The organism is Clostridium sp. UBA2485 (assembly GCF_002341865.1).
Classification (GTDB): Bacteria; Bacillota; Clostridia; order Clostridiales; family Clostridiaceae; genus Clostridium_J.
Map to the genome: position 1 here is coordinate 1 of NZ_DDOV01000097.1, position 24,581 is coordinate 24,581.

21 protein-coding genes and 1 pseudogene are annotated in these 24,581 nt (G+C 28.0%); 19 read left to right on the plus strand and 3 right to left on the minus strand.

Going from position 1 to position 24,581, the window contains the following annotated elements; genetic code table 11:
• Together B3603_RS18805 and B3603_RS18810 are read left to right on the plus strand one after the other, a co-directional pair.
• A partial coding sequence (locus tag B3603_RS18805) for a hypothetical protein (protein WP_291567781.1) occupies positions 1-211 on the plus strand: 211 nt, incomplete at its 5' end.
• 175 nt (positions 212-386) lie between these two features.
• Positions 387-596, plus strand: coding sequence for a hypothetical protein (locus B3603_RS18810; RefSeq protein WP_291567783.1), 210 nt, complete (start codon positions 387-389; stop codon positions 594-596).
• A 172-nt stretch (positions 597-768) separates the two neighbouring features.
• On the opposite strand, the gene B3603_RS18815 is transcribed toward B3603_RS18810, so the two are convergent.
• On the minus strand, positions 769-2,223 hold the full coding sequence (locus tag B3603_RS18815) for a cell wall-binding repeat-containing protein (RefSeq protein ID WP_291567786.1): 1,455 nt from the start codon (positions 2,221-2,223) through the stop codon (positions 769-771).
• Positions 2,224-2,531: 308 nt separating this feature from the next.
• Here B3603_RS18815 and B3603_RS18820 point away from each other — a divergent pair, with 308 nt between their 5' ends.
• From B3603_RS18820 to ligA, 13 genes and pseudogenes are all read left to right on the plus strand, one after another.
• Entirely contained in the window at positions 2,532-3,005 is a 474-nt protein-coding gene (locus B3603_RS18820; protein ID WP_291567788.1) for a hypothetical protein, read from the plus strand.
• Between the two features lie 210 nt (positions 3,006-3,215).
• The gene (locus B3603_RS18825) at positions 3,216-4,172 is read left to right on the plus strand and encodes a hypothetical protein (RefSeq protein ID WP_414632391.1); all 957 of its coding nucleotides are present in this window, start codon (positions 3,216-3,218) and stop codon (positions 4,170-4,172) included.
• Positions 4,166-4,987 (plus strand): annotated as a pseudogene (rpoN, locus tag B3603_RS18830) (RNA polymerase factor sigma-54); the annotation flags it as partial. The gene B3603_RS18825 and the pseudogene rpoN, both read left to right, overlap by 7 nt.
• A 126-nt stretch (positions 4,988-5,113) precedes the next feature.
• Entirely contained in the window at positions 5,114-6,160 is a 1,047-nt protein-coding gene (locus tag B3603_RS18835; protein ID WP_291567819.1) for a sugar-binding transcriptional regulator, read from the plus strand.
• 50 nt (positions 6,161-6,210) lie between these two features.
• Positions 6,211-7,218 carry a type I glyceraldehyde-3-phosphate dehydrogenase gene (gene gap / locus B3603_RS18840; protein WP_291567794.1) on the plus strand — a complete coding sequence of 336 codons (1,008 nt, stop codon included), beginning with the start codon at positions 6,211-6,213 and terminating at the stop codon, positions 7,216-7,218.
• A 363-nt stretch (positions 7,219-7,581) separates the two neighbouring features.
• The gene (locus tag B3603_RS18845; RefSeq protein ID WP_291567796.1) at positions 7,582-8,781 is read left to right on the plus strand and encodes a phosphoglycerate kinase; all 1,200 of its coding nucleotides are present in this window, start codon (positions 7,582-7,584) and stop codon (positions 8,779-8,781) included.
• Positions 8,782-8,970: 189 nt separating this feature from the next.
• Positions 8,971-9,717: a triose-phosphate isomerase gene (tpiA, locus tag B3603_RS18850; protein ID WP_291567797.1), complete on the plus strand. Its 747-nt coding sequence runs from the start codon at positions 8,971-8,973 to the stop codon at positions 9,715-9,717.
• A 20-nt stretch (positions 9,718-9,737) separates the two neighbouring features.
• Positions 9,738-11,267, plus strand: a complete 1,530-nt coding sequence (gene gpmI / locus B3603_RS18855) for a 2,3-bisphosphoglycerate-independent phosphoglycerate mutase (protein WP_291567799.1) — start codon at positions 9,738-9,740, stop codon at positions 11,265-11,267.
• A 54-nt stretch (positions 11,268-11,321) separates the two neighbouring features.
• Positions 11,322-12,620, plus strand: coding sequence for a phosphopyruvate hydratase (gene eno / locus B3603_RS18860; protein ID WP_291567801.1), 1,299 nt, complete (start codon positions 11,322-11,324; stop codon positions 12,618-12,620).
• Positions 12,621-12,774: 154 nt separating this feature from the next.
• Positions 12,775-13,005, plus strand: a complete 231-nt coding sequence (gene secG / locus B3603_RS18865) for a preprotein translocase subunit SecG (protein WP_291567803.1) — start codon at positions 12,775-12,777, stop codon at positions 13,003-13,005.
• Between the two features lie 378 nt (positions 13,006-13,383).
• Positions 13,384-13,692: a YerC/YecD family TrpR-related protein gene (locus B3603_RS18870; protein ID WP_039634100.1), complete on the plus strand. Its 309-nt coding sequence runs from the start codon at positions 13,384-13,386 to the stop codon at positions 13,690-13,692.
• Positions 13,693-13,819: 127 nt separating this feature from the next.
• On the plus strand, positions 13,820-16,075 hold the full coding sequence (pcrA, locus tag B3603_RS18875; RefSeq protein WP_291567806.1) for a DNA helicase PcrA: 2,256 nt from the start codon (positions 13,820-13,822) through the stop codon (positions 16,073-16,075).
• A 176-nt stretch (positions 16,076-16,251) separates the two neighbouring features.
• Positions 16,252-18,249 (plus strand): NAD-dependent DNA ligase LigA, encoded by a 1,998-nt coding sequence (gene ligA, locus B3603_RS18880; RefSeq protein WP_396153327.1) that lies wholly within the window; start codon positions 16,252-16,254, stop codon positions 18,247-18,249.
• Positions 18,250-18,386: 137 nt separating this feature from the next.
• Here ligA and B3603_RS18885 read toward each other — a convergent pair whose 3' ends face one another.
• Entirely contained in the window at positions 18,387-18,662 is a 276-nt protein-coding gene (locus B3603_RS18885; protein ID WP_291567809.1) for a hypothetical protein, read from the minus strand.
• Between the two features lie 197 nt (positions 18,663-18,859).
• Between B3603_RS18885 and B3603_RS18890 the strand changes: the two genes are divergently transcribed.
• On the plus strand, positions 18,860-20,449 hold the full coding sequence (locus B3603_RS18890) for a peptide ABC transporter substrate-binding protein (RefSeq protein WP_291567810.1): 1,590 nt from the start codon (positions 18,860-18,862) through the stop codon (positions 20,447-20,449).
• A 197-nt stretch (positions 20,450-20,646) separates the two neighbouring features.
• Here B3603_RS18890 and B3603_RS18895 read toward each other — a convergent pair whose 3' ends face one another.
• A complete protein-coding gene (locus tag B3603_RS18895; protein WP_291567812.1) occupies positions 20,647-22,035 on the minus strand; it encodes a hypothetical protein in 1,389 nt (462 codons plus the stop codon).
• A gap of 98 nt (positions 22,036-22,133) precedes the next feature.
• On the opposite strand from B3603_RS18895, the gene B3603_RS18900 reads away from it, so the two are divergent.
• The 3 genes from B3603_RS18900 to B3603_RS18910 all read left to right on the plus strand — a co-directional run bounded on the left by B3603_RS18900 (position 22,134) and on the right by B3603_RS18910 (position 24,386).
• Entirely contained in the window at positions 22,134-23,111 is a 978-nt protein-coding gene (locus B3603_RS18900) for an AIR synthase family protein (RefSeq protein ID WP_291567814.1), read from the plus strand.
• Positions 23,112-23,147: 36 nt separating this feature from the next.
• Entirely contained in the window at positions 23,148-23,750 is a 603-nt protein-coding gene (locus B3603_RS18905) for an XTP/dITP diphosphatase (RefSeq protein WP_291567816.1), read from the plus strand.
• A gap of 165 nt (positions 23,751-23,915) precedes the next feature.
• Positions 23,916-24,386, plus strand: coding sequence for a metallophosphoesterase (locus B3603_RS18910; RefSeq protein WP_291567818.1), 471 nt, complete (start codon positions 23,916-23,918; stop codon positions 24,384-24,386).
• The last annotated feature ends 195 nt before the right edge of the window (positions 24,387-24,581 follow it).

Genomic DNA, 24,581 nt, shown 5'->3' on the forward strand with positions numbered 1-24,581 from the left:
AACATTAATTATCATGATAGTAGTTGGACTACTATTAACTAAATTAATAATAAATAAATTAAAGAAAAATCATAACTTAGATAGTGTAGAGCTTAATAGGGATATTGCAACTGAAAAACCTGTAAATTGGCCATTTATAGTTACAACAATAATCTTTGTAGCTATAGTAATACTTAATTATATAGTCTTATCAGCTTTAAATGCTGCATAACAAAAGCCCTTTCTTAAAGTAGAAAGGGCTTTTTATCTTATATTTATCAAAAGGATTTAAAATTAAAAACTAGAATAATATTTTATAGATAACTAAAATAATAGATTATTGATTTAAAAATTAGAGAAAAAATTAAAAAAGTGCTTCTTATATATTGATGTAAGGAAGGTGAAAAATGTTAATACCTAATTTATTAAAAAGAGATAGAGTTAAGTTATCTGCGTTAAAAAAAGAGGATATAGATAAGATTACAATGTGGTATGAGGATGTAGATTTTTTAAGAAATTATGATGGTAAGATAGCATATCCAGAAACTAAAGAGTCTATAGAGAAGCAATCTATAGAGATAACAATAGATATGATATGTATTTATATGGATTATTAAAAAAAGAATGGTGTATGGATTAGAAAAAAAGGCTAAGATAAGCTTGAGGTAAATTATAGTGTTAATATATAAATAGTTAAAGTAGGAATATTCCTTCTTTAGCTATTTATATATTAGTTTTAACATTGTATCAAAATGCATCTAAAATTTTATTTTTGTAATGAATTCATCTTTAGCTGGAAAAATGCTGGGTTCCATAATAAATATACTTAAATCCTTTTAGGTTTTGTACTCTTACTATGCTTACAGACATTTTTTTATGCTTGGGATCTAACATATTTGCCTTATGTGAAGGTGAATTTAACCATAAGGTAAATAAATTTTTAGCATTATATTTTGAAGTGTTATCTGATGCAGCCATAAGTATATTTTCACCATATCCACTATATTTATAATTGAAAGCTTCTGCTAGTGCCTCAGGACCATTATTATTATAATTAGGATTCCCATGACTAAAATAGTTTAGTTGTATCATGGAATTAGATTTGTATTTAGCTATAGGATAAATTTTTTCATCCCAAATTAATGGCTCAATGCCGTGCTTTTTTCTAAGTTCATTAGTTAAGTTAAAAATTTCTTTATCAAAGGAAGATATATATTCTACGTTATATTTGTTAGGTAAAATTTTAGGTGATTTTGTAATATGGCTATTTTTTTCATATATGAACTTTAAAAGATGATTATCTATATCTTCTCCAACTAAAAACTTATTAATTATAGTTTTATTTTCTAATAAACCATCTATTTTAGGTACTACGTCTTCGTTTATATTATCGCCAAGAAGTAGTATAGGAGCTTTATTATTTCCTGCTACAATACCTATAGAAAGTGCATCGGGAAATTTATAACCTTTTGTTATATATAGATTAGTGAAGTCTAATTCTCCTTCAAAGTGTTTTATTATATTAAAGTTAGTTTCATATCTATTTTTACCACCAATTCTTATCGCATTAGGTAAGAGGCTTTTAATTCTATCTGATATAACTCCATTACCACCTATTATATAAGATTTTTTTATGTTATTTTCTGATATATAATTAGTAATATCAGCTGGTATGTTATTTTTACTGGTAAATAAAATAGGTATGTTTTTCATTGCTGAAATCGTTGAAATAGAAAGTGAATCCGCAAAACTATCCACTGATACTATAAATACCTCATCTACGTTTTCTATCATAGAGGCTATTTTTATAGAAGTTTCAAAATAATCTTTTCCATAAACTCTTTCAATATTCAGGTTAATTCCTTTTAATGTATCTTCTACAGTTTGAGATACATTACTATAATCTCCTACAATATAAACATTTTTAGCCTTAAGATCAATTATTTCATCTCTTACTTTATTATTAATTTCATTTTTTGAAACAAGCAAAATAGGTGCATTTTTTGATTTAGCAAGGCTAATTGCCATAAGAGCATCTTGAAAATTTTCACCACTAGCTATTACTATATTATCCGTAAAATCAAAATTGTGATTAGAAATAATAGCAGAGGTTTCATATCTATTACTACCCTGATAAAGATAATATTCAATAGGTATGTTTTTAGCTTGTACTTTATTTAGATTGGAAAAGGCGAATAGGAATAAAGGTATAAGTAGTAATTTACAAGAAATATTGTTTTTCATAAGTATTTCCCCCAAGTTAAACTTTAATTATTTATACATTATTATACATTTTCCCCTTTGTTTTTACAATTACATGTAATACAATCTGTGAAAAAATTTAAAATATTTTAATAATATAAATAAAGAAGAAAAATAATCCAGCTATCTATAAAAAGATTACTTTAAAAATTAATTTATAGCCAATAACTATTTAATTAAATATTTCAATTAACAGCTTTAATCAATGGAGAATTGATAATTAATGAATTAGTGTCCAATGAAAAATAATTACGTAAAATATAATAAATAAGTATGAGAGGTGTGTTTATGTGAAGAAAAGAAAATTTATTACTAAAATTTTAATTTTATTTATTATATTTTATATGATACTTTATAATTTAAGTGTAAAATTTTATATAGATGAAGGAAAATTTGCATTAATCCATTATAAGTATGAAGAAGCTTATAACAAAAGTGACTATATAAGTGTAATTAGATTAAATAAGCCTTTAGCTCGTATTGAGAAATATAAAATAGAAAAAGAAAATGTTGTAAATATAATCACTAAAGATGAAGAAAATATTATAGTCTCTTTTTTAGGAGAAGCAGAGCTTTGCAATATAGGGAATGAAAATGTAATAGATTGGATAGATACCTATTATTTAAGTCCTATAGAGCTGAACTTTAATATGGATTCCTATAAAGTAAAAAGAAAAAACTTTGTTTTTCAAGTAAAGAACAGTAAAGAAAATATTATAAGTTTTAAATATAGAGAAGAGATAATAAATGTAGTTTTAAATTAAAATAGCGAACTTATTTTTAAGTTCGCTATTTTAATTTAGTAAAGATAAATTTCAGCTTAATGTGTAAACTATAACTTAGTTTTATAAGCGCAGGCGCATATATAGATAGCAAAAAAAATTCTAATTGTGTTATAATTAAGTGAAGAGTCATAAAAGTTTTACGATTTTGGTGGTGATGAAGTGAGTTTAAATTTTGATTTAAAGCTTACAATGGAACAAAAATTAATTATGACTATGGAGATGCAACTATCAGTAAAGCTTCTACAAATGTCTTCATATGATTTATTGAAGCATATAAATAATGAATTAGAAGAAAATATAGTTTTAGAAGCAAAATCACAAGAGAATGATGAGCCAAGAAAAGAAGAAATTAATTATTCTAAGTTGATAAAACATTTAGAAAACGGTAACAAAACCTTTGAATATGGATATAAAGATGAAGAAGTTTCTCCTTTAAACTTTGTTTCTGCAAAAAAAAGCTTAAAAGATTTCCTAAAAGAACAGTTAATAGAAATAAGTCTGGAAAGGCCAATGATAGATTTATGTAATTATATGGTGGAGTGTATAGATGAAAGAGGATATTTAGATACTTCATTAGAACAGATAGCAAAGATAAAAAAACAATCATTAGAATATTGTGAAAGAGCTTTAGGGGTAATCCAAGATTTAGAACCTATAGGAGTAGGGGCTAGAGATTTAAAAGAATGTCTAAAAATTCAATTAAAAAGAAAAAAACTAGGGAATTCATATATATATGAAATTGTAGATGAATACTTAGAGCTAGTTTCTAAAAATAAATATAATGATATAGCTAAAAAACTAAAAATAGATAGTAAAACTGTCCAAGATTATGTGGACATAATTAAAACTTTAGAACCTAAACCTGCAAGAGGATATTTTACAGGTGAAGAAATAAGCTATATAATTCCTGATGCTACTATAAGAAGAATAGAGGATGACTTTATAATTATTATGAATGACACTATTCTTCCTAAGTTAAACGTAAACACTGTGTATAAAGAAATATTAAATAATAGTGAAGAAAAAGAAGTTGTGAATTATGTAAAAGAAAAGATGAATAAGGCAATGTTTTTAATTAAAAGCATAGATGAGAGAAGAAATACATTATATAAAGTTATAGAAGAAATAATTTCATTNNACAAATGAGAAAAAAACATTTCTTGGATGACAACATATGTAAGATTGTGGATGAACATTTACAAGACTTATCGGAAAATAAATATCAAAACATTGCAAAAGCATTAAATATTACTGTAAAAGAGGCTCAAACTTATGGTGATAAGATAAAAACATTAGAGCCTAAACCTTCAAGAGGATTTTTCACGGGAGAAGAAGTTAAATATGTATCTCCAGATGCCTATATTAGAAAAGTTGATGATAAATATTATATTGAGATGAATGAAAGTTTGATGCCAAGACTTTCTATAAATTCATTATATAAAGATATATTAAATCAAGAAAAAGATGATGTGGCTACTGAATTTGTAAAGGAAAAAATAAATAGTGCTATGTTTTTAATTAAGAGTATTGAACAAAGAAAGAGCACTATATATAAAGTAATAGAAAAAATCATAGAGCTTCAATATGATTTTTTTGAGTTTGGCAAAGAGTATTTAAAACCTATGACATTAAAACAAATAGCTGAAAGTTTAAACATGCATGAATCAACTATAAGTAGAGCTATAAAGGATAAATATATTGCTCTTCACATTGGAAAAGTAATTAAAATAAAGGATCTGTTCACAAATTCATTAAATACTATGAATGATGATATTTCTACCAATAATATAAAGAAAAAAATTAAAGAAATAATTGATGGTGAAAATAAGAAAAAACCTTTTTCTGATTCAACTATATGTAATATGTTAAATAATGAAGGAATAATGATTTCAAGGAGAACTATAGCAAAATATAGAGAACAGCTGGGTATTTTCAGTTCTTCTCAGAGAAAAAGGTTATAATTTCCATTATTGAAAAAATGCACTAAAATATTATAAAAGCTATTCACAAAAATAGCTTTTTATAGTATAATATAAGAGGGACAAAAAATGACCTATGGGCGTTAAATGTTCCAGGGGAGTACAATGATGCAAGAAATTTTAAAACTACAATTAAAGTTAGTACCAGAATTATTGGAAATTATGGAGGAACGATATAACATTCTAAAAAATATTTACTATAATCAACCTATTGGAAGAAGACTTTTAGCAGCAAACGTTAATTTAAGTGAAAGAGTAGTAAGGAGTGAAATAAACTTCTTAAAGGAACAAAAACTTATAGATGTTAATAGCTTAGGAATGACTATTACCAAAGAAGGAGAAGAAATATTACAGGGATTGAAAAATTTTATTGGAGAATTAAGAGGATTTCAATCTATAGAGTGTTATATTAAAGAAATATTAAACTTAAGAGAAGTTATTATAGTTCCTGGAGATGTAGATGAAGATAAAGCTGTATTAAATGAATTAGGCAAAATTGCTTCTAATTATGTGAAAAATATTTTAAAGGATGGCATAATAATTTCTTTAACAGGAGGAAATACTGTAAAGGAGATTGTAGATAATTTTCCGAAAATAAACAATTTTAACAATATAACAGTACTTCCTGCTAGAGGTGGTATAGGAAAAGATATAGAAATTCAATCAAATACACTAGCTGGCAGATTAGCATCAAAATTAAATGCCAACTATGAGATATTACATATTCCCGATAACATCTGTGAGGATACCTTCGAGGCATTAATAAATGAGAAGGGAATAAGAGAAATATTCAGTAAGATAGAAAATTCTTATATAGTTATTCATGGAGTAGGCGATGCTAATGAAATGTCTCAAAAAAGAGATTTAAGTAAAGAAGTTATTGAAAACATAAAAAAACTTAATGCAGTAGGAGAAGCTTATGGACATTATTTTAATTATAGTGGAGAGATTGTCTATTCAATGCCTACTATAGGTATAAAAATTGATAGGATTTCTTCTGTAGAGAATATGATTGCTGTAGCAGCAGGAAAATATAAAGCTAAAGCAATTATATCAGCTATAAGAGGTAGAAGTAATGAAGTTTTAATTACTGATGAAGCTACTGCTAAAGAAATTTATAACACATTATTAACTGATGGTATTAAACTTTATTAAGTTAAACAGACACTTAAAATATATAATTATTTTTTAGGAGGAGAACTTAAATGATAAAAGTTGGAATTAATGGATTTGGAAGAATAGGAAGAAATGTTTTTAAAGTATTAATTAAGAAATATGGAAGTGAATTAGAAGTTGTAGCTATTAATGATTTAACTAATCCAAAGACACTAGCTCACTTATTAAAGTATGATGCATTATATGGTAAATTTGACGGAACAGTAGAAGCTAAAGAAAATTCTATAGTAGTTAATGGAAAAGAAATAAGAATATTTGCAGAAAGAGAACCTAAAAATATTCCTTGGGGTATTTCAGGAGTGGATATTGTTATAGAATCAACAGGATTATTCACTGATGCAACTAAAGCTAAAGCACATATAGAAGCAGGAGCTAAAAAAGTATTAATTTCTGCACCAGCTAAAAATGAAGATATAACAGTAGTTTTAGGTGTTAATGAAGAAGAATATGATAGTTCAAAACACAATATAATATCAAACGCTTCTTGTACAACTAACTGTCTAGCACCATTTGCTAAAGTATTAGATAAAGAATTTGGAATAGTAAAAGGTCTTATGACTACTGTTCACTCTTATACAAATGATCAAAAAATATTAGATGCACCTCATAGCGATTTAAGAAGAGCAAGAGCAGCAGCAGAATCTATGATTCCAACTACTACAGGAGCTGCTAAGGCAGTATCATTAGTTTTACCTCAATTAAAAGGAAAATTAAATGGTATGGCTGTAAGAGTACCAACACCAACAGTTTCAATGACAGATTTAGTTTGTGAATTGGAAAAAACAGCTACAGCAGAAGATATAAATGCAGCATTTAAAAATGCCGCAGAAGGCGAATTAAAAGGAGTATTAGAATATAGTGAGGAACCATTAGTATCAATTGATTATAGAGGAAATGAACATTCATCAATAGTTGACGGATTATCAACAATGGTAATTGAAGGCAATTTGGTTAAAGTTGTTTCTTGGTATGATAATGAATGGGGATACTCAAATAGATTAGCTGACTTAACAAAATATGTTGCTGACAGACTATAATTTTAAATTTGATTATAGTGTAAGTAAAAATAAAAATCTAGTTCTGTAACATATGCGGGACTAGATTTTTTTGTTATAAAATATAAGGCATATTCAAGAAAATAACTAGTCAGTATGTTTGTCTATTTTTCATCATACTGCGTCGTCAGAACTCCATGATAGCTAAGGCTATCACGAAAACCTGTCTCCTTGTCTGATACAAAATATACACTCATCTTTGACTAGTTATTTTCTTTCATATACCTAAAACATTTTTAAAAAATTTATAAAGAATTAAATATGTTGTTTTAGTTAATTGCAATAAAATCCAAATTATTGTAGAATTTTAAGAGAAGTATCTAGAAGAATGAAAGGGGATTAACAATGGTATTCAACAAAAAAACTATAGAAGATGTAATTGTTAAAGGAAAAAAAGTATTAGTTAGATGTGATTTTAATGTTCCAATTGTAGATGGATTAATAACAGATGAAAATAGATTATTAGGTGCTCTTCCTACAATAAAATATTTAACTGATAATGGCGGAAAAGTAATCTTATGCTCACATCTTGGAAAACCAAAAGGAGAGCCTAAAAAAGAGTTATCTTTAGAACCAATAGCAAAGAGATTGTCGGAGCTTTTAAATATAGAAGTTAAATTTGCAGATGATGATAATGTAGTTGGTGAAAATGCTATAAGACTAGTAAAGGAAATGAATGAAGGCGAAGTGGTATTACTTCAAAATACCAGATTTAGAAGTGAAGAAACTAAGAACGAAGATACATTTTCTAAAGAGCTAGCATCACTTTGCGATGTTTTTGTTAATGATGCATTTGGTACTGCACATAGAGCTCATTCATCTACAGTTGGTGTTACTAAATTTGTAGATGTAGCTGTTTGTGGCTATCTAATACAAAAGGAACTTAAATTTTTAGGCGAAGCAGTTGAAAATCCAGTTAGACCTTTCACAGCAATCTTAGGAGGAGCTAAGGTTTCTGACAAAATAAACGTTATAAATAATTTGTTAGAAAAGGTTGATACCTTAATAATTGGTGGAGGAATGGCTTATACATTTTTAAAAGCAAATGGACACCAAGTAGGAAATTCGTTAGTAGAAGAAGATAAAGTGAAATATGCACTTGATATGATGAAAAAAGCAGAAGAAAAGGGAATTAAACTTTTAATTCCTCTAGATCATGTAGTAGCTGATAAATTTTCAAAAGATGCTAAACCTATAATAACAGAAAATGAAAATATTAGTGATGGATATATGGGATTAGATATTGGGCCGAAGACAAGAGAGCTTTATAAGAGTTCAATAGCAGTATCTAAGACTATAATATGGAATGGACCTATGGGTGTATTTGAGTTTAGTAACTTTGAGGAAGGCACTAAAGCTGTTGGAGAGGCAATGGCAAATAATAGTGAAGCTACTACTATAATAGGCGGAGGAGATAGTGCAGCAGCGGTAAATATATTCGGATTTGGAGATAAAATGACTCATATATCTACTGGTGGTGGTGCATCACTTGAATTTTTAGAAGGTATAGAGCTTCCAGGAATAGTTGCTCTAAATGATAAATAAAAAAATATTAAGCATCTTCAAAAAAATAATAGACCAGTATGTTAGCCTATTTTCTATCATACTGCGTTGTCAGAACCAGCCCATAGCACACCACTATGAGCAGAACCTGACGCCTTGTCTGATATAAAATATACTAACATCTTTGGTTTATTATTTTCTTTCAGATGCTTTAACTTCGGAGGGATAGTTATGAGAAAAGCAATAATTGCAGGTAACTGGAAAATGCATAAAACTGTAAGCGAAGCTACAGCTTTAGTAGAAGAATTAAAACCATTAGTTAATGGAGCAACTTGTGATGTAGTTGTGTGTCCAACTTCTATATGTTTACCAGCAGTAGTAGAAGCAGTTAAGGGAACCAATATAAAAGTAGGGGCACAAAATATGCATTTTGAAGAAAATGGTGCTTTTACAGGAGAAATTTCACCAATAATGCTTAAGGATTTAGGTGTTGAATATGTAATTATAGGGCATAGTGAGAGAAGACAGTATTTCAATGAAACTGATGAAACTGTTAATAAAAAGCTAAAATCTGCTTTTAACCATGGACTGATTCCAATATTATGCATTGGTGAATCATTAGAAGAAAGAGAAGCTAATATAACAGAGGAAGTATTAGCTAAACAAGTTAAATTAGATTTAAATGGAATTACATTAAAAAATGCTAAGGAAATGATTATAGCTTATGAACCAATTTGGGCTATAGGAACTGGAAAAACAGCTACAGCAGATGATGCTAATGAAACAATTGGTTTTATAAGGAAAGTAATAGAGAAATTATATGGCAATGAAGTAAGTGAAGCTGTAAGAATTCAATATGGTGGTTCTGTAAAACCTTCTACTATTAAAGAACAAATGGGAAAAGAACATATAGATGGAGGGTTAATTGGAGGTGCTAGTCTAAAAGCACAGGATTTTAGTGCCATTGTAAATTATTAATTTAAAAGGTGGGATAAATAATGGCTAAGAAACCAGTGATGTTAATGATTTTAGATGGATTTGGCTTAAGTGATAATTTAGATGGCAATGCAATAAGAAATTCATATAAACCAAATTTTGATAAGCTATTTAATGAATATCCACACACTACATTAAAAGCTAGTGGCATAAGTGTAGGTCTCCCAGAAGGTCAAATGGGAAACTCAGAGGTTGGACATTTAAATATTGGTGCTGGAAGAATAATTTATCAAGAATTAACAAGAATAAGTAAGGATATAAATGAAGGTTCATTCTTTAAGAATGATGCCTTTAATAAGGCGATAGATAATGCTAAAGTGAATAATTCTTCTATGCATTTAATGGGGCTTTTATCAGATGGAGGAGTACATTCTCATATAGAGCATCTTAAAGCGCTAATTACATTATGTAAAGATAAAGGACTTAAAAAAGTATATGTACATTGTTTTCTAGATGGAAGAGATGTATTGCCTTCTTCAGCAAAGACTTTTATAGAAGAATTAGAAGCCCATATGAAAGCTGAAAATACAGGAAAGATTGCAACTATATCTGGAAGATATTATGCTATGGATAGAGATAATAGATGGGAAAGGATACAACTTGCCTATAATGCTGTAGTCAAAGGTGAAGGTATTAAGGCAAATAATCCTATAGAAGCTATTGATATGGCCTATCATGATAATAAAACTGATGAATTTGTTATTCCTACAGTGATATTAGAAGATGGAAGTCCTATAGCTAAAATATCTAATAAAGATTCGGTGATATTCTTTAATTTTAGACCAGATAGAGCAAGAGAGATAACTAGAGCCATAAATGATAAAGTATTTACTCACTTTGAAAGAGAATCTTTTGAATTAACTTATGTAACTATGACTCAGTATGATAAAACTTTAGAAAATGTAATAGTAGCTTATACTCCTGAGAGTTATAATAATACTCTTGGACAATATGTGAGCTCTAAAGGTTTAAAGCAACTTAGAATAGCAGAAACAGAAAAATACGCCCATGTTACATTTTTCTTTAATGGAGGAGTAGAAGCTCCAAATCCTAATGAAGATAGAGTATTAATTCCTTCACCTAAGGTTGCTACTTATGATTTAAAACCTGAAATGAGTGTTTATGAAGTAACAGAAGAAGTTTTAAATAGATTAGATAGCAATGAGTATGATATGATAATATTAAATTATGCTAATCCAGATATGGTAGGTCATAGTGGTGTTATAGAAGCAGCAATTAAAGCCATAGAAGCAGTAGACATCTGTTTAGGTAAGGTAGTAAATAAGATGTTAGAAATGGATGGAACACTATTTATAACTGCGGATCATGGAAATGCAGAGCAAATGATAGATTTCTCAACAGGAAAGCCAATGACTGCACATACAACAAATGAAGTGCCATTTATTTATGTTTCTAAAGAAGCTAAAGAATTGAGAGAAGGCGGAATATTAGCGGATATTGCACCGACTATGTTAAAGGTTATGAATTTAGAGATTCCAAGTGAAATTACTGGAAAATCATTAATCAAATAGTAAATATCTTAATATATATTTCTAAATATTTACCTTATGAGGAGGAGAACTTATATGAAACAACACGTTGAAATTATTGACGTATACGCAAGACAAATATTAGACTCAAGAGCATTCCCAACTGTAGAGGTTGAAGTAACTCTAGAAGATGGAACAGTAGGAAGAGCTGCAGTGCCATCTGGAGCTTCAACAGGAATATATGAAGCTGTTGAATTAAGAGATGGAGATAAGTCAATATACAATGGAAAAGGTGTTCTAAAAGCTGTTGATAATGTAAATGACGTAATAGCTGAAGAATTAATAGGAATGAATGTATTTGATCAAGTTGCAATAGATAAAGCTATGATTGAAATTGATGGAACAGAAAATAAAGGTAAATTAGGGGCTAATGCAATGCTTGGAGTATCTTTAGCATGTGCAAGAGCTGCTGCTGAATATTTAGGACTTGGAATTTATCAATATATTGGTGGAGTAAATGCAAAGGTTTTACCAGTACCAATGATGAATATATTAAATGGTGGAAGCCATGCTGATAATAATGTAGACTTACAAGAGTTTATGATAATGCCTGTAGGAGCTAAGTCTTTTAGTGAAGCACTAAGAATGTGTTCAGAAGTTTATCATGAATTAAAAGCCATATTAAAAGCTAAAGGATTATCAACTGGTGTTGGTGATGAAGGTGGGTTCGCACCAGACTTAGCTTCAAATGAAGATGCTATAAAAGTTATCATGGAAGCTATAGAAAAAGTTGGATACAAAGCTGGCGAGGAGATATTTATAGCACTTGATCCTGCTTCATCTGAGTTCTATGAAGATGGAAAATATAATTTAGTAGGAGAAGGTAGAGTTCTAACTCCAGAAGAAATGGCTAATTACTATGTTGAGCTTTGTGAAAAATATCCTATAATCTCAATCGAAGATGGTATGGCAGAAGAAGATTGGGAAGGATGGAAGTATTTAACTGAAAAACTTGATAAAAAAGTTCAATTAGTAGGAGACGATTTATTTGTTACAAATACTAAGAGATTAGAGATGGGAATTGAAAAAGAAGTTGCTAACTCAATTCTTATAAAATTAAACCAAATAGGTACATTAACTGAAACAATAAATGCTATGGAAATGGCTTCTAGAGCTGGATACACTGCTGTTGTTTCTCATAGAAGTGGAGAAACTGAAGATACAACAATAGCTGATTTAGTTGTAGCAATGAATGCAGGACAAATTAAAACTGGTGCACCAGCTAGAAGTGAAAGAGTTGCTAAGTATAATCAATTGTTAAGAATTGAAGAAGAACTAGGTGACATGGCTGAATATAGAGGAATAAAAGCATTCTATAACATCAAAAGAAAATAATTTATTGTAGCACAGGAGATTTAACTCTCCTGTGCTAACTTTTATGGAATTTTATAGTTAAATTTTTATATACAATAATGACTTTACATTGTAAATTATAAATTAATATGTTAAAATAGGTACATTAATGGTTAGGTACAGGAGGGGTGTACAAGTGAAAAATACACTTTTAACAATTCAAATAATTTCTGCAATTGTAGTAATAGTGTCTATATTATTACAACCAAGTAAAGGAAATGGAATACAAGGATTAGTATCAGGATCTTCAGATACATTTTATTCTAAAAACAAAACTAAAACTAAGGAATCTTTTCTAATGAAACTTACTATAGTTTCCTCAGTAATATTTATTATTTCTATAACATTAATAAATATGAATTTATAAAAGCTAAAGTAGCGCAGGCTGCTTTAGCTTTTTTTAACTGTTATAACTTTTTAAATAGATAAATTTAGAAGATTAAACATAAAGTGTTTAACTTTTATAAGATATTATTGAATAAGATTAAATTGTATATGAATTTTATTCAATTCACTTAGTGATTAGTTAAAATATTCCCTTTCCTTTGTTATAAATATTCCTTAAAATTTCTAATAATTATAATGAAAATAAAATATAATTTAACTTATTTGTAAAAATAATAATTAATTAACATTTATAAACTAAAATGTATTTTCCTTTATAAATTCATATTTACATGTTAAATCATTAAAGTATATAATTAAGATATGGTAAAGAATAGGTTTGTAACAAGGGGGAGAACTCATGGGGGAGTATAAATCAAAGCTAGAAAGCAAGGAAATGGACTTCTTATTTGAGGGAATAGCAAGTTTAAAAACTAAGGAGGAATTTTATAGATTTTTTGAAGACATATGTACAGTTTATGAGATAAAAGCAATTGAGCAAAGATTACAAGTTGCAAGAATGCTTATGGAAAAAAGAACATATCTTGATATTGCTAGTAGTACTGGAGCAAGTACTGCGACTATTAGTAGGGTAAATAGAGCTTTAAATTATGGCAGTGATGGATATAAAATTATTTTTGAAAGAGTAAAGTGGATAGAGGATAAATAGTTAATTATAGAGTAAGAAATCGTGGCATTAAGTCACGATTTTGTTTTTTAGGTTTATTACAAATGTATCTGTGTTATAATAATAAGATAGTATGTTCGTAACCTATATTTAGTTTAGGAGTGATTTAATGGACTTAAAACAATTATTAAACAAAGAACAATATGAAGCAGCAGTATGTGTTGATGGACCATTACTAATATTAGCAGGTGCGGGTTCAGGAAAAACTAGAGTTTTAACTTATAGAATAGCCCACATGATAGAGGATTTACATATATATCCTTCTCAAATTCTTGCTATAACTTTTACTAATAAAGCAGCAGGAGAAATGAAGGAAAGAGTTATGACTTTAGTAGGAGAAAAAGCAGAAAACATGTGGATTTCTACTTTTCACTCTAGTTGCGTAAGAATACTTAGAAGAGAAATTGATAAATTAGGCTATAATAAAAACTTTACTATATATGATAGCTATGATGCTAAGACTTTAGTTAAACAATGTATGAAAGAACTAAGTATAAATGAAAAAGACATAACTGATGGAGAAATTTTAGGTAACATTTCTTCAGCTAAAAATGATTTAGTTTCAGCGGAAAAGTTTAAAAAAGAAAATGAAAGCGATTTTAGAAAGAATAAAATAGCAGATGTTTATCTTTTATATCAAAAGAAACTTAAGGCTAGTAACTCATTAGATTTTGATGATCTAATATTTAAGACTGTAGAAATTTTAAGAAACTATCCTGATGTAAAAGAATTTTATCAAAAGAAGTTTAAATATATAATGGTTGATGAATATCAAGATACAAATAGAGCACAATATGAACTTGTGAAGCTTTTAGTAAATGAAATGGAGAATATCTGCGTTGTTGGAGATGATGATCAATGTATTTACCAATGGCGAGGTGCGGATATCAGAAATATCTTAGACTTTGAAAAGGACTATCCTAATACAAAGATTATTAAGTTAGAACAAAACTATCGTTCTAAGGGCAATATTTTAAATGCAGCTAATATGGTTATTAAAAATAATGCTCAAAGAAAAGAAAAAGTACTAAGAACAGATAGTGAATTAGGAGAAAAGCTTAAAGTTTATAGAGCTTTTAGCGACATAGATGAAGGAAATTTTGTTGCAAGTGAAATTAAAAGGCTTATGAAAGAGGAAAATAAAGATTTTAAAGATTTTGCTATACTTTATAGAATGAACTCTCAATCGCGTATTTTAGAGGAAGCCTTTAGGAAACAAGATATTCCATATAAAATTGTAGGAGGATTGAAGTTCTACGATAGAAAAGAAATTAAAGACATAATGGCATATTTAAAGCTTATAAATAATCCATTAGATGATATAAGCTTAAGAAGAATTATAAATGAACCTAAAAGAAGTATAGGGGATACCACTGTGGGTAAAATTCAGGAGGTAGCAAGTGAGCAGGAAGACTGTCTTTATAATACTCTTTTAGATGCAGATATGATACCTAATTTAACTGCAAGAGCGGTAACATCTATAAATAAATTCACCAGTCTTATTAATAGCTTTATAGCAAGAGCCGATGACATGCCTATTTCAGAGCTTATTATGACAATTTTAGATGAAAGTGGTTATATGGCTGTGCTTAAAAATTCTAATACTACAGAGGATGAAAGTAGGATTGAAAACTTAAAAGAATTAGTTTCCGATGCAGTAGAATTTGAGAAAATCAGTGAGGATAAGTCACTAGCAGCATTTTTAGAAAAAGTTACTCTTGTTTCAGACATAGATAATTTAGAAGAAAAAGAAGAAACTACTGTAATGATGACTGTGCATAGTGCAAAAGGACTTGAATTCCCTGTTGTATTTTTAGTTGGGATGGAAAATGGAATTTTTCCAGGTATGAGTTCCTTAAATAGTTTTCATGAAATGGAAGAGTCAAGAAGACTTTGTTATGTTGCTATAACTCGTGCTAAAGAGAATTTATATATATCTTCTGCAGAAACTCGTATGGTTTTTGGAAGAACAGTAAATTATCCTGTATCAGATTTTGTATCGGAAATTCCTCAAAGTCTTAAAGAGGTAGTAGGTGGAGAAAAAGCAAGAGGAGTAAATACATTTAAAAGTAAAGCTAGGGCTTCTTCAGCAGTAAATCCACATTCTTTAAGGGGAATGGAAATGCAGAGAATTACAAATTCTATAACAAAATCAGCAGCTTTTATTATAAATGGAGATGAAGATAGTAAAACTATAGATGCAACTGAAGCTACTCCAGGAAGAAAAGTTAAGCACACTAAATTTGGTGTGGGAACAATAATTTCTGTTTCAGGAACTGGAGAAGATATGCTCTTAACTATTGCTTTTGACCAGATGGGAATTAAAAAGTTAATGCTGACTAAATCACCAATGGAATTTCTTTAAGGTATCTGAAATAAAATAACTAGTCAAAGGTGGAATGAATATTTTTTTCATAGAGGTTGATAAAATTCATTAATAGTGATTTTATCATTAGATTTTGTGGAGAAAATATAATCTAATAGCACACCATATTGACTAGTTATTTTTAAGATGACTAACATTCGAAAGGAAGTTTTATGATGAATAATAGAGATAGAATGATTTCATTAATTGAAGAGCTTAATAAGCATGCATATGAATATTATGTTTTAGATAAACCTTCAATTTCAGATAAAGAGTATGATAAATTATATGATGAATTAGTTGCTTTAGAAAAGGAATTAGGAGAAATACTACCACACTCTCCAACTCAAAGAGTTGGAGATATAATATTGCCTGAATTTAAAAAGTATGTTCATAAAGGAAGGTTATGGAGCTTAGACAAGGCTCAAAATTTGCAGGGAATTATAGATTTTCATAATAGAAACTTAAAAGCAATAAGAGAATATAACAATAATCATGAAGATAAATTACCTAATCCTAGTTATATAGTAACTAAAAAATTTGATGGACTTTCTATAAATCTAACCTATAATGAGGATGGGGTATTGAGCACTGCAGCTTCCAGAGGCACTGGAGAAATAGGAGAGGATATCACTGCACAGGTTAAGACTATAAAATCTGTACCGCTTAAGATTAATAGTAATAGTGTGATTGAAGTACGTGGAGAGGCCATAATGACAAAGGAAGCCTTTGAAAGTTATAATGCTACTGCAGAAGTACCACTTAAAAATCTGAGAAATGGTGCAGCAGGGGCCTTAAGAAACTTAAATGTAAGGGAAACAGCAAAGAGAAATTTATCTGCTTTTTTTTATGATATACCATACAATGAAGGAAATGCTTTTAAAACTTATGAAGAAATGATAAATTTTATTATAGAAAAAGGTCTTCCAGTAGATTCCTATTTTAAAGTATGTACTACTATTGAGGAATTGGAAAGTGAAATATCTTATATAGAAAGCGTACGTAATGAATTAAATTATGATATAGATGGAGCAGTTATCGCAATAAATGATATGAAGACTCGTGAGCTTTTAGGATATACAGTAAAGTTTCCTAAATGGGCAATTGCTTATAAGTTTGAAGCAGAAGAGGCAACTTCTAAAATATTATCTATAGAATGGAATGTTGGAAGAAGTGGAAGAGTTACACCTACAGCCATATTAGAACCTATAGAATTAGGTGGTGTTACAGTAAAGAGAGCCACGCTTAATAATATGGATGATATTAATAGGAAGGGTGTTAAGTTAGGCTGCGATGTTTTTGTACGTCGTTCAAATGATGTTATTCCTGAAATTATGGGCGTAGTAGAAAGTACTATAGAAAATTCTTCTGAAATAGAACCACCTAAAGTTTGTCCAAGTTGTGGAACTGAGTTAATTCAAAATGGAGTTCACTATTTTTGTGAAAATACACTATCATGTAAACCTCAAATGGTAAAAAGCATAGTTCATTATGCTAGTAGAGAAGCAATGAATATAGAAGGGTTCAGTGAAAAAACTGCAGAGGCATTATTTGAGAAGCTGAATATAAAATCTATTCCAGATTTATATAAAATTAAAAAAGAAGAACTTTTACACTTAGAAAAATTTGGAGAAAAAAAATCTCAAAATTTAATTAATGCATTAGAAAAAAGCAAGAACTGTGAATTAGCTTCATTTATATATGCTTTAGGCATTCCAAATGTAGGAAAGAAAACTGCAAAAGATTTGGCTAATGAGTATAAAACAATGGAGAATTTAATGAATTCTTCTTTTGAATCTTTAATTAGTATTTCGGAAATTGGAGAAATTGTAGCTAAAAGCATTATAGATTTCTTTAATTTAGAGCAAGTTGTAGAAAATATTCAACAGTTATTCCAATTAGGGATAAAACCTTATTTTGAGGAGATAGAGATAAAAGAAAATCCTTTTGCAGGTAAAACTATGGTAGTTACAGGAACTTTGGAAAATTATTCGAGAAATGAAATTAAAGAAAAATTAGAATCTTTAGGAGTAAAAATATCTAGTAGTGTAAGCAAAAAAACTGATTACGTTCTAGTAGGTAAAGAACCAGGTTCTAAATATACTAAGGCATTAGAATTAGAAATTAAAGTATTGAATGAAGAAGAATTTAGGAAAATGATAGATGGATTATAGCATATAAGTTTAGTCAAAACTTTATTATGAACTTTTATGTTTTAATTTAATAAAAACTTATATGTAAAGCAGTAAAAATAAATGAAGAAATAAAGATAAATAAAGCGTTAATCAAAGGATTAACGCTTTATTTTGTATTATATGCTCTCTTTAGATATATTCTCACATAAATCTTTTTTCTCCGAGATTTCATCTTCTGAAGTTTCATCCCCTTGGTTATAATTAACAACCACATCATTATTTTCAATAGCTTTTGTTAATCTATAAATATTATGAGAAAGTTTTTCTAAAAGATAATTTCTATATCTTGTTTGATGGAAAAATTGATTAAAAATTACAAAGCTCCATATTCCTAAAAATATAAAAGTGAAAAGAGCAATTATTCCCAAAATTTTAAGTAATAATGTTAACATTATCTTACCTCCAGTAAACTAACCATTTATATAAACATGATTTTATACAGATCATAATTTTTATTATTTAGTATTATATCATATATTTACCCTATTTAGTATTTTTATGTTATAAATTTTTATTATATGAATTGAATTAATATATATAATTTGTAAATAATTAATAAATGAAATATGGTATTGAGGAATGATATTTAATGAAGAAAGTAGTATTTGCAATATTTTTAGTTATAATCTGTATATTTTCTATTTCCATTGAAGATTCAGACAATATGTTTGTGAGAAATACAGAAAAAGATTATATAGTTTATAATATGGAGGAAAGACCTAACAATTTAATTATGACATCTTCTACAAATGTAAGAGAAAAAGATTTGTTATTAGCATTATTTCAAGGGTTGATTAAAAAAAATAGCAATGACGATATAGAACCAGCTTTAGCAGAAAGCTATGAAATAAGTGAAGATAAAATAGAGTACAATTTTAAGATAAGAAATGACGCTAAGTATAGTAATGGAAAACCTATAACTGCTGAAGAATTTGTAAAATTTTTTGAAGAATTTCTTCAGGATGAAGATAATATCTATAGTAAAAATTTTGATATAGTTTTTGGTGTTAAAGATTTTAGAGAAGGAAAAATACCTTTCTCTAAAGTAGCTATAACCTCTAAGAATGATAATATACTGTGTATTAGATTAAATAAACCCTCTAATAATTTATTAAATATTTTATCCAATCCTGTTATGGGACTTAGAGATTATAATGATTTAAAAAATGATTATAAAAATAACTATAAAAATATCTTATATAGTGGGGCTTTTATTATTGAAAGTATAAAGGATAATGAAGATATTATTATAAGTAAAAATGTTAATTATTATGATAATAAAGAAATCACTGATGAGAAAATATTATTCACATTTGTAGAGGATAGCGAAAAAGCATTGGCCTATTTTGAAGTAGAAGAAAATAAAAGCAATATAGATATATTAATGAATCCTCCTGTTAATGAATACTTAAGATTGACGGATGAAAATAAATTAGAGGGATTTCCAGGAAACACCAGTATTTATCTTAACTTTAACTTAAAAGAAAAAAGAATATCAAAGGATATAAATTTCAGAAATTCTATAAATAGCTCTATATCAAAAGACTATTTTGCACAGCAAATGTCAAAGGATTTTGCAGTAGCAGCTTCAGCTTATACTATAAGTAAAGAACAAATTTTTAATACCTATGGCAACAAATCCTTAGGAGAAAAATTTTTATCTGCTAGTAATTATTCTAAGGAAAATATTTTAACATTACTTTATGAAAACAATTCTCTTGAGAAAAGAGTTGCGGAGGATTTAGTAAAGGATATTAAAGAAGACTTATCAATAAATATAGAAATAACACCCTATGAAAAATCAGAGAGGGAAAAAATGATAAAAGAAGGTAAATACGATATGACATTACAAGTTCATTCTTTTAAAGACAATGATGAGTTATCTTATTTTGAACTATGGAGTAGCTTTTCTGAAGAAAATAATTATGGATTTTCTAACAATGAATATGATATGTTGTTAAACAAAGCAAAAAATGAGTTAAATTTAGAAGAAAGAAAAAAGCTATATTTAAGTTGTGAAAAAATTTTAAGACAGCATTTACCATCTATACCTATATACAATTTAAATACAGTGATTTGTAAAAAACCATATATTCGAGGAATACAAATGACAAGAGACGGAAATATAATATTTGATAATATTATATTAGATGATAAGATGTCTGAACAAAATAAATAGTTGAAAATTTAAAATATATTCTTAAAATAAGGACAAAAATCACAAAAATACTATCATTTATAAATTCTAGCAATAAGCATAGTGTTGAATAGTTATTTTTGAAGATAGCTAAAACTAAATAATTATATAAATTAATAGTTTTTAAAATAGCTTTGCAAGTTTAATATAGAAATTTAAACTTGCAAAGCTATAAAATCTTATATAGTTTTAATAAATAAAATAACATAGAAAATAAGCATGTTTCTATAGGCATCAAAGCTTGGCTTACTAGGTTTAAATGTTTCTTTTTTATTATTATAAGTTACATACTTTGTAAAAATTGGTGCCAGTTCATTACTTTCTGGTGTAGACATTGATGACATTCTAAAAAATTCATCTTGAAGCAGATCATCTGTTTTAGATGAAAAATTCCTGTATCTTTCTACATCATCTAAAGTAGGAGCTTCAGGCCAGCTTAAAATTAATCCTGAACCAACTACTTGATTTTTATATATATTATGAACTAATGAATTATCAGGATTTTCTCCTTCATCCTTTTCTATATCATAATGAAGCATCATTGCATATAAATATAGCATTATCTCATCTGCGGTAAATTTATTTTCTTTTTCTTGAAAATTTTTTATGAAAATGCCATTATCTCCTTGATAAAGACTTTCCAGTATAGAGTATGCTTTTTGACTTTCATCTTTAAATTTCTTTATATTTGTAGTTTTATATAAAATCATACAATTTATATAAAGTAAACAGGTAGTATCTAAATTCTCTCTTAGGGATGATATAGGAATGTGTCTTAAATTTTCAATCATAAGCTCTGAAAAATCTAAAAGTAGAACTAATGCTTCATCTAATTTAGAATATTTATAAAAAATGTTAAAAGCAAAACAAATTTTTACTAGTTCATCGTGAGAAACATTATAGATTTCTTCTTTAAATTGTTGAAACATATTCAGTATATCTAGAGCAAAATTTTTAAATTGATTGTCTTCACTAATTTTATCATAGGTAGAATATTTATAGTAAGCAGTCATTAGTAATGCTTGATTAGAAAATTTAAATTTATTTTCCTTATCACGAAGATTATATTGACCTAATAATGGTTCAGAATCATCTACCTTATCAACAAAAACTCCTTCATTATTTCTACAGTTTAGAGCATAAAACTCAAGTTGTTCTCTTGCTAAATTTAGATAATAATTTTTAAGTGAGTATTTATTATTATCAATATCTATAAAATCATTATAATAATCTGCTAGCTCTAAGAGGCTTAAAGTCATATAAGCATTAGAAGCAATGTTTATTTCTTTTTTAAACTTTCTATCATTCCATCTAAGTTTTTCATTATTATTTATTAGTTTTCCATCAGCTTTTTTATATAGGCTTAATAGTGGAGAATTTCCATCGTTTATGCTATCATCATTTGTAGGTAATATTTTATTCCTCAAATGTTCACTAGGTGAAACAATGCCACAACTGGAGCCTAAAACTATGTGTGCTATAGATTCTTTAGATAAGTAAAAGAGTTGACTTTTTATGTTTTCGTTATCTAAAATATTAATTCGTAAGAACGGTCCTATATATTTCAACGTAACACCACCATAATATTGATTATATTTAATAATATGATGGTAAATGGGAAAATGTGCTAACTATTTACATTAGAAAAAGTTAAAGGAGAATTAAAATGGAAGTTGGAAAGCTAAATTGGGATGATTTAAAATATATTATTGATAAAAACAAAAGTGTAAAAAGAGATGAGGTTAGAGTTAGAAACGGGATTGGTGAAGATTGTGCAGTTATAGAATACGGGAACTTTGAATGTGTTGTTTCTACTGATCCAGTGACAGGAGCAGATGAAAATATAGGAAAAATTGCAGTACATATAAATTGTAATGATATTGCTTCCTGTGGAGTTGAACCTATAGGTATACTTGTAACAATCTTAGCACCTCCTACTTCTAACTTAGAAGATATAAAAAAAATAATGAATGAAATCGATGAAGAAACAAAAAAATTAAATGTTGAAATATTAGGAGGACATACGGAAATTACGGAAGCGGTAAATAAAATTGTAGTATCTTGTACTGCTATAGGTAAAGGAAAAAAGAATAGCGCTATATCTACTTCAGGAGCTAAAGTTGGAGACTCCATCATAATAACTAAGAAATTATGTTTAGAAGGTACTTCAATTTTAGTTAATGACTTTTATGATAAATGTAAAAAAGTTCTTACAGAAGAGGAAATAAATATAGCAAAATCATATGTTGAGAGTATAAGTGTTGTAAAAGAAGGAAAAATTGCTGGAGATCATAGAGCAAATTCTATGCATGATATCACAGAGGGAGGAGCATTAGGAGCACTATGGGAGATGGCAAAAGCTAGTAATGTAGGCTTTAAAGTTTACAAAGAAAAAATGCCTATTTCTAATATTACTAAAAAACTTTGTGATGAGTTTGGCATAGATCCATTAAAATTTATTTCTTCAGGAAGTATGGTAATAACAACTGAAAATGGAGAAGAATTAGTAAAAAAAATGGTTGAAAGTGGTATAGAAGCTACTATTATAGGGTGTATTACAGAAGAAAAAGGTATATTAGTTGATGAACAAATAGAAATAGAAGTAGCACCGCCAGAAAGAGATGAACTTTTTAAAATATTTTAAATTAAAACTAAATATTGTAGTTATACGGAGGAGAATATGAAAAAATTAATAATAGCAAGTAATAATAATCATAAAATACAAGAGATAAAAGAGATGCTTAAAGATTTTCCATTAGAAGTTTTAGGATTAAAAGAAGCAGGAATAGATATTGATATTGAAGAAAATGGTACTACATTTATAGAAAATGCATTAATAAAGGCTAAAGCTATACATAATATATCAAAAGAAAATATGGTATTGGCAGATGACTCAGGATTGATGGTAGATGCGTTAAATGGCGCACCAGGAGTTTATTCAGCAAGATATAGTGGAGAACATGGTAATGATGTAGCTAATAATAAAAAGCTTATAAAAGAGCTTGAAGGAGTATGCTTTGAAAAAAGAGATGCTGCCTTTGTTTGTGCTATGGCTTTAATTGTAAATGAAGAAAACATAATAAAGGTTGAAGGCAAGGTAGAAGGAAAAATCAAAGAACAGTACATAGAAATAAAAGATGCTTTTGGATATGATCCATTATTTTATATAGAGAGTTTAGATAAAACCTTTGCAGAAGTAAGTTCACAAGTAAAAAACTCTATGAGTCATAGAGGAAGGGCATTAGAAAGTTTAAAAAAAGAATTAGTTAAATATATAGATTAAACAATGGAGAATTGACAATTGACAATTGACAATTATGGTTGAAATTAATTNNGTCCATTGTCAATTTTCAATTAAATGTATTGATTTTATTAAAAACTTGATTTTTTATGGCGATAATATTATACTGTTGTTTTAATTTTAATATTTCAATAGGAGGAATGTATATTGAAAATAGGCGTAATAAGTGACACTCATGGGAGCTTAAAAAGTATAGAAAATGCTATGAAGGTCTTAAAAGATTGTGACGTAATATTTCATTTAGGCGATTATGCTAACGATATAAATTATATTGAAGAAATATATGACGGAAAGATTATAGCTGTAAGAGGTAATTGCGACTTTTATAGTAATATTTGCGAAGAAAGAATAGAGCAGATAGGTAATAATACCATATTTTTAACACATGGTGACAAATATGGTGTTAAAATAAATATTTTTAAGCTAAGATATAAAGCTATGGAGGTAGGAGCTAATATTGTATTATATGGTCATTCCCATGTATCAAAGATAGAATATGAAGATGGAATATGGTTTATAAATCCTGGAAGCCCATCACAGCCTAGAAATAGAATTAAAACTGTATGTATTATTAATATAAATAATAATGAAGTTAACCCGCAGATTGTTGAAATATAAGGTGATTTAGTGTATTGCTTTTCAAATGTTAGCAAGATTTACTAAAAAAATTACCTAAATTTTTATAAAAAAATTCAAAAAGATGTTGACTTATAAAAATAAATGATGTAAAATAATCATTGTCGTCAGGATAAAACAATAAATTGACAAGCCAATAAAATGAAGTGAAATCTTCGGGGTGTGGCGCAGATGGGA

Bases quoted from the DNA above. Each gene is read 5' to 3' on its own strand.
- B3603_RS18810 (WP_291567783.1), top strand. From the start codon at position 387: ATGTTAATACCTAATTTATTAAAAAGAGATAGAGTTAAGTTATCTGCG.
- B3603_RS18890 (WP_291567810.1), top strand. From the start codon at position 18,860: ATGAAGAAAGTAGTATTTGCAATATTTTTAGTTATAATCTGTATATTT.
- B3603_RS18885 (WP_291567809.1), bottom strand. From the start codon at position 18,662: ATGTTAACATTATTACTTAAAATTTTGGGAATAATTGCTCTTTTCACT.
- eno (WP_291567801.1), top strand. From the start codon at position 11,322: ATGAAACAACACGTTGAAATTATTGACGTATACGCAAGACAAATATTA.
- gpmI (WP_291567799.1), top strand. From the start codon at position 9,738: ATGGCTAAGAAACCAGTGATGTTAATGATTTTAGATGGATTTGGCTTA.
- B3603_RS18815 (WP_291567786.1), bottom strand. From the start codon at position 2,223: ATGAAAAACAATATTTCTTGTAAATTACTACTTATACCTTTATTCCTA.
- pcrA (WP_291567806.1), top strand. From the start codon at position 13,820: ATGGACTTAAAACAATTATTAAACAAAGAACAATATGAAGCAGCAGTA.
- tpiA (WP_291567797.1), top strand. From the start codon at position 8,971: ATGAGAAAAGCAATAATTGCAGGTAACTGGAAAATGCATAAAACTGTA.
- ligA (WP_396153327.1), top strand. From the start codon at position 16,252: ATGAATAATAGAGATAGAATGATTTCATTAATTGAAGAGCTTAATAAG.
- B3603_RS18900 (WP_291567814.1), top strand. From the start codon at position 22,134: ATGGAAGTTGGAAAGCTAAATTGGGATGATTTAAAATATATTATTGAT.
- B3603_RS18845 (WP_291567796.1), top strand. From the start codon at position 7,582: ATGGTATTCAACAAAAAAACTATAGAAGATGTAATTGTTAAAGGAAAA.
- gap (WP_291567794.1), top strand. From the start codon at position 6,211: ATGATAAAAGTTGGAATTAATGGATTTGGAAGAATAGGAAGAAATGTT.
- B3603_RS18905 (WP_291567816.1), top strand. From the start codon at position 23,148: ATGAAAAAATTAATAATAGCAAGTAATAATAATCATAAAATACAAGAG.
- B3603_RS18870 (WP_039634100.1), top strand. From the start codon at position 13,384: ATGGGGGAGTATAAATCAAAGCTAGAAAGCAAGGAAATGGACTTCTTA.
- B3603_RS18835 (WP_291567819.1), top strand. From the start codon at position 5,114: ATGCAAGAAATTTTAAAACTACAATTAAAGTTAGTACCAGAATTATTG.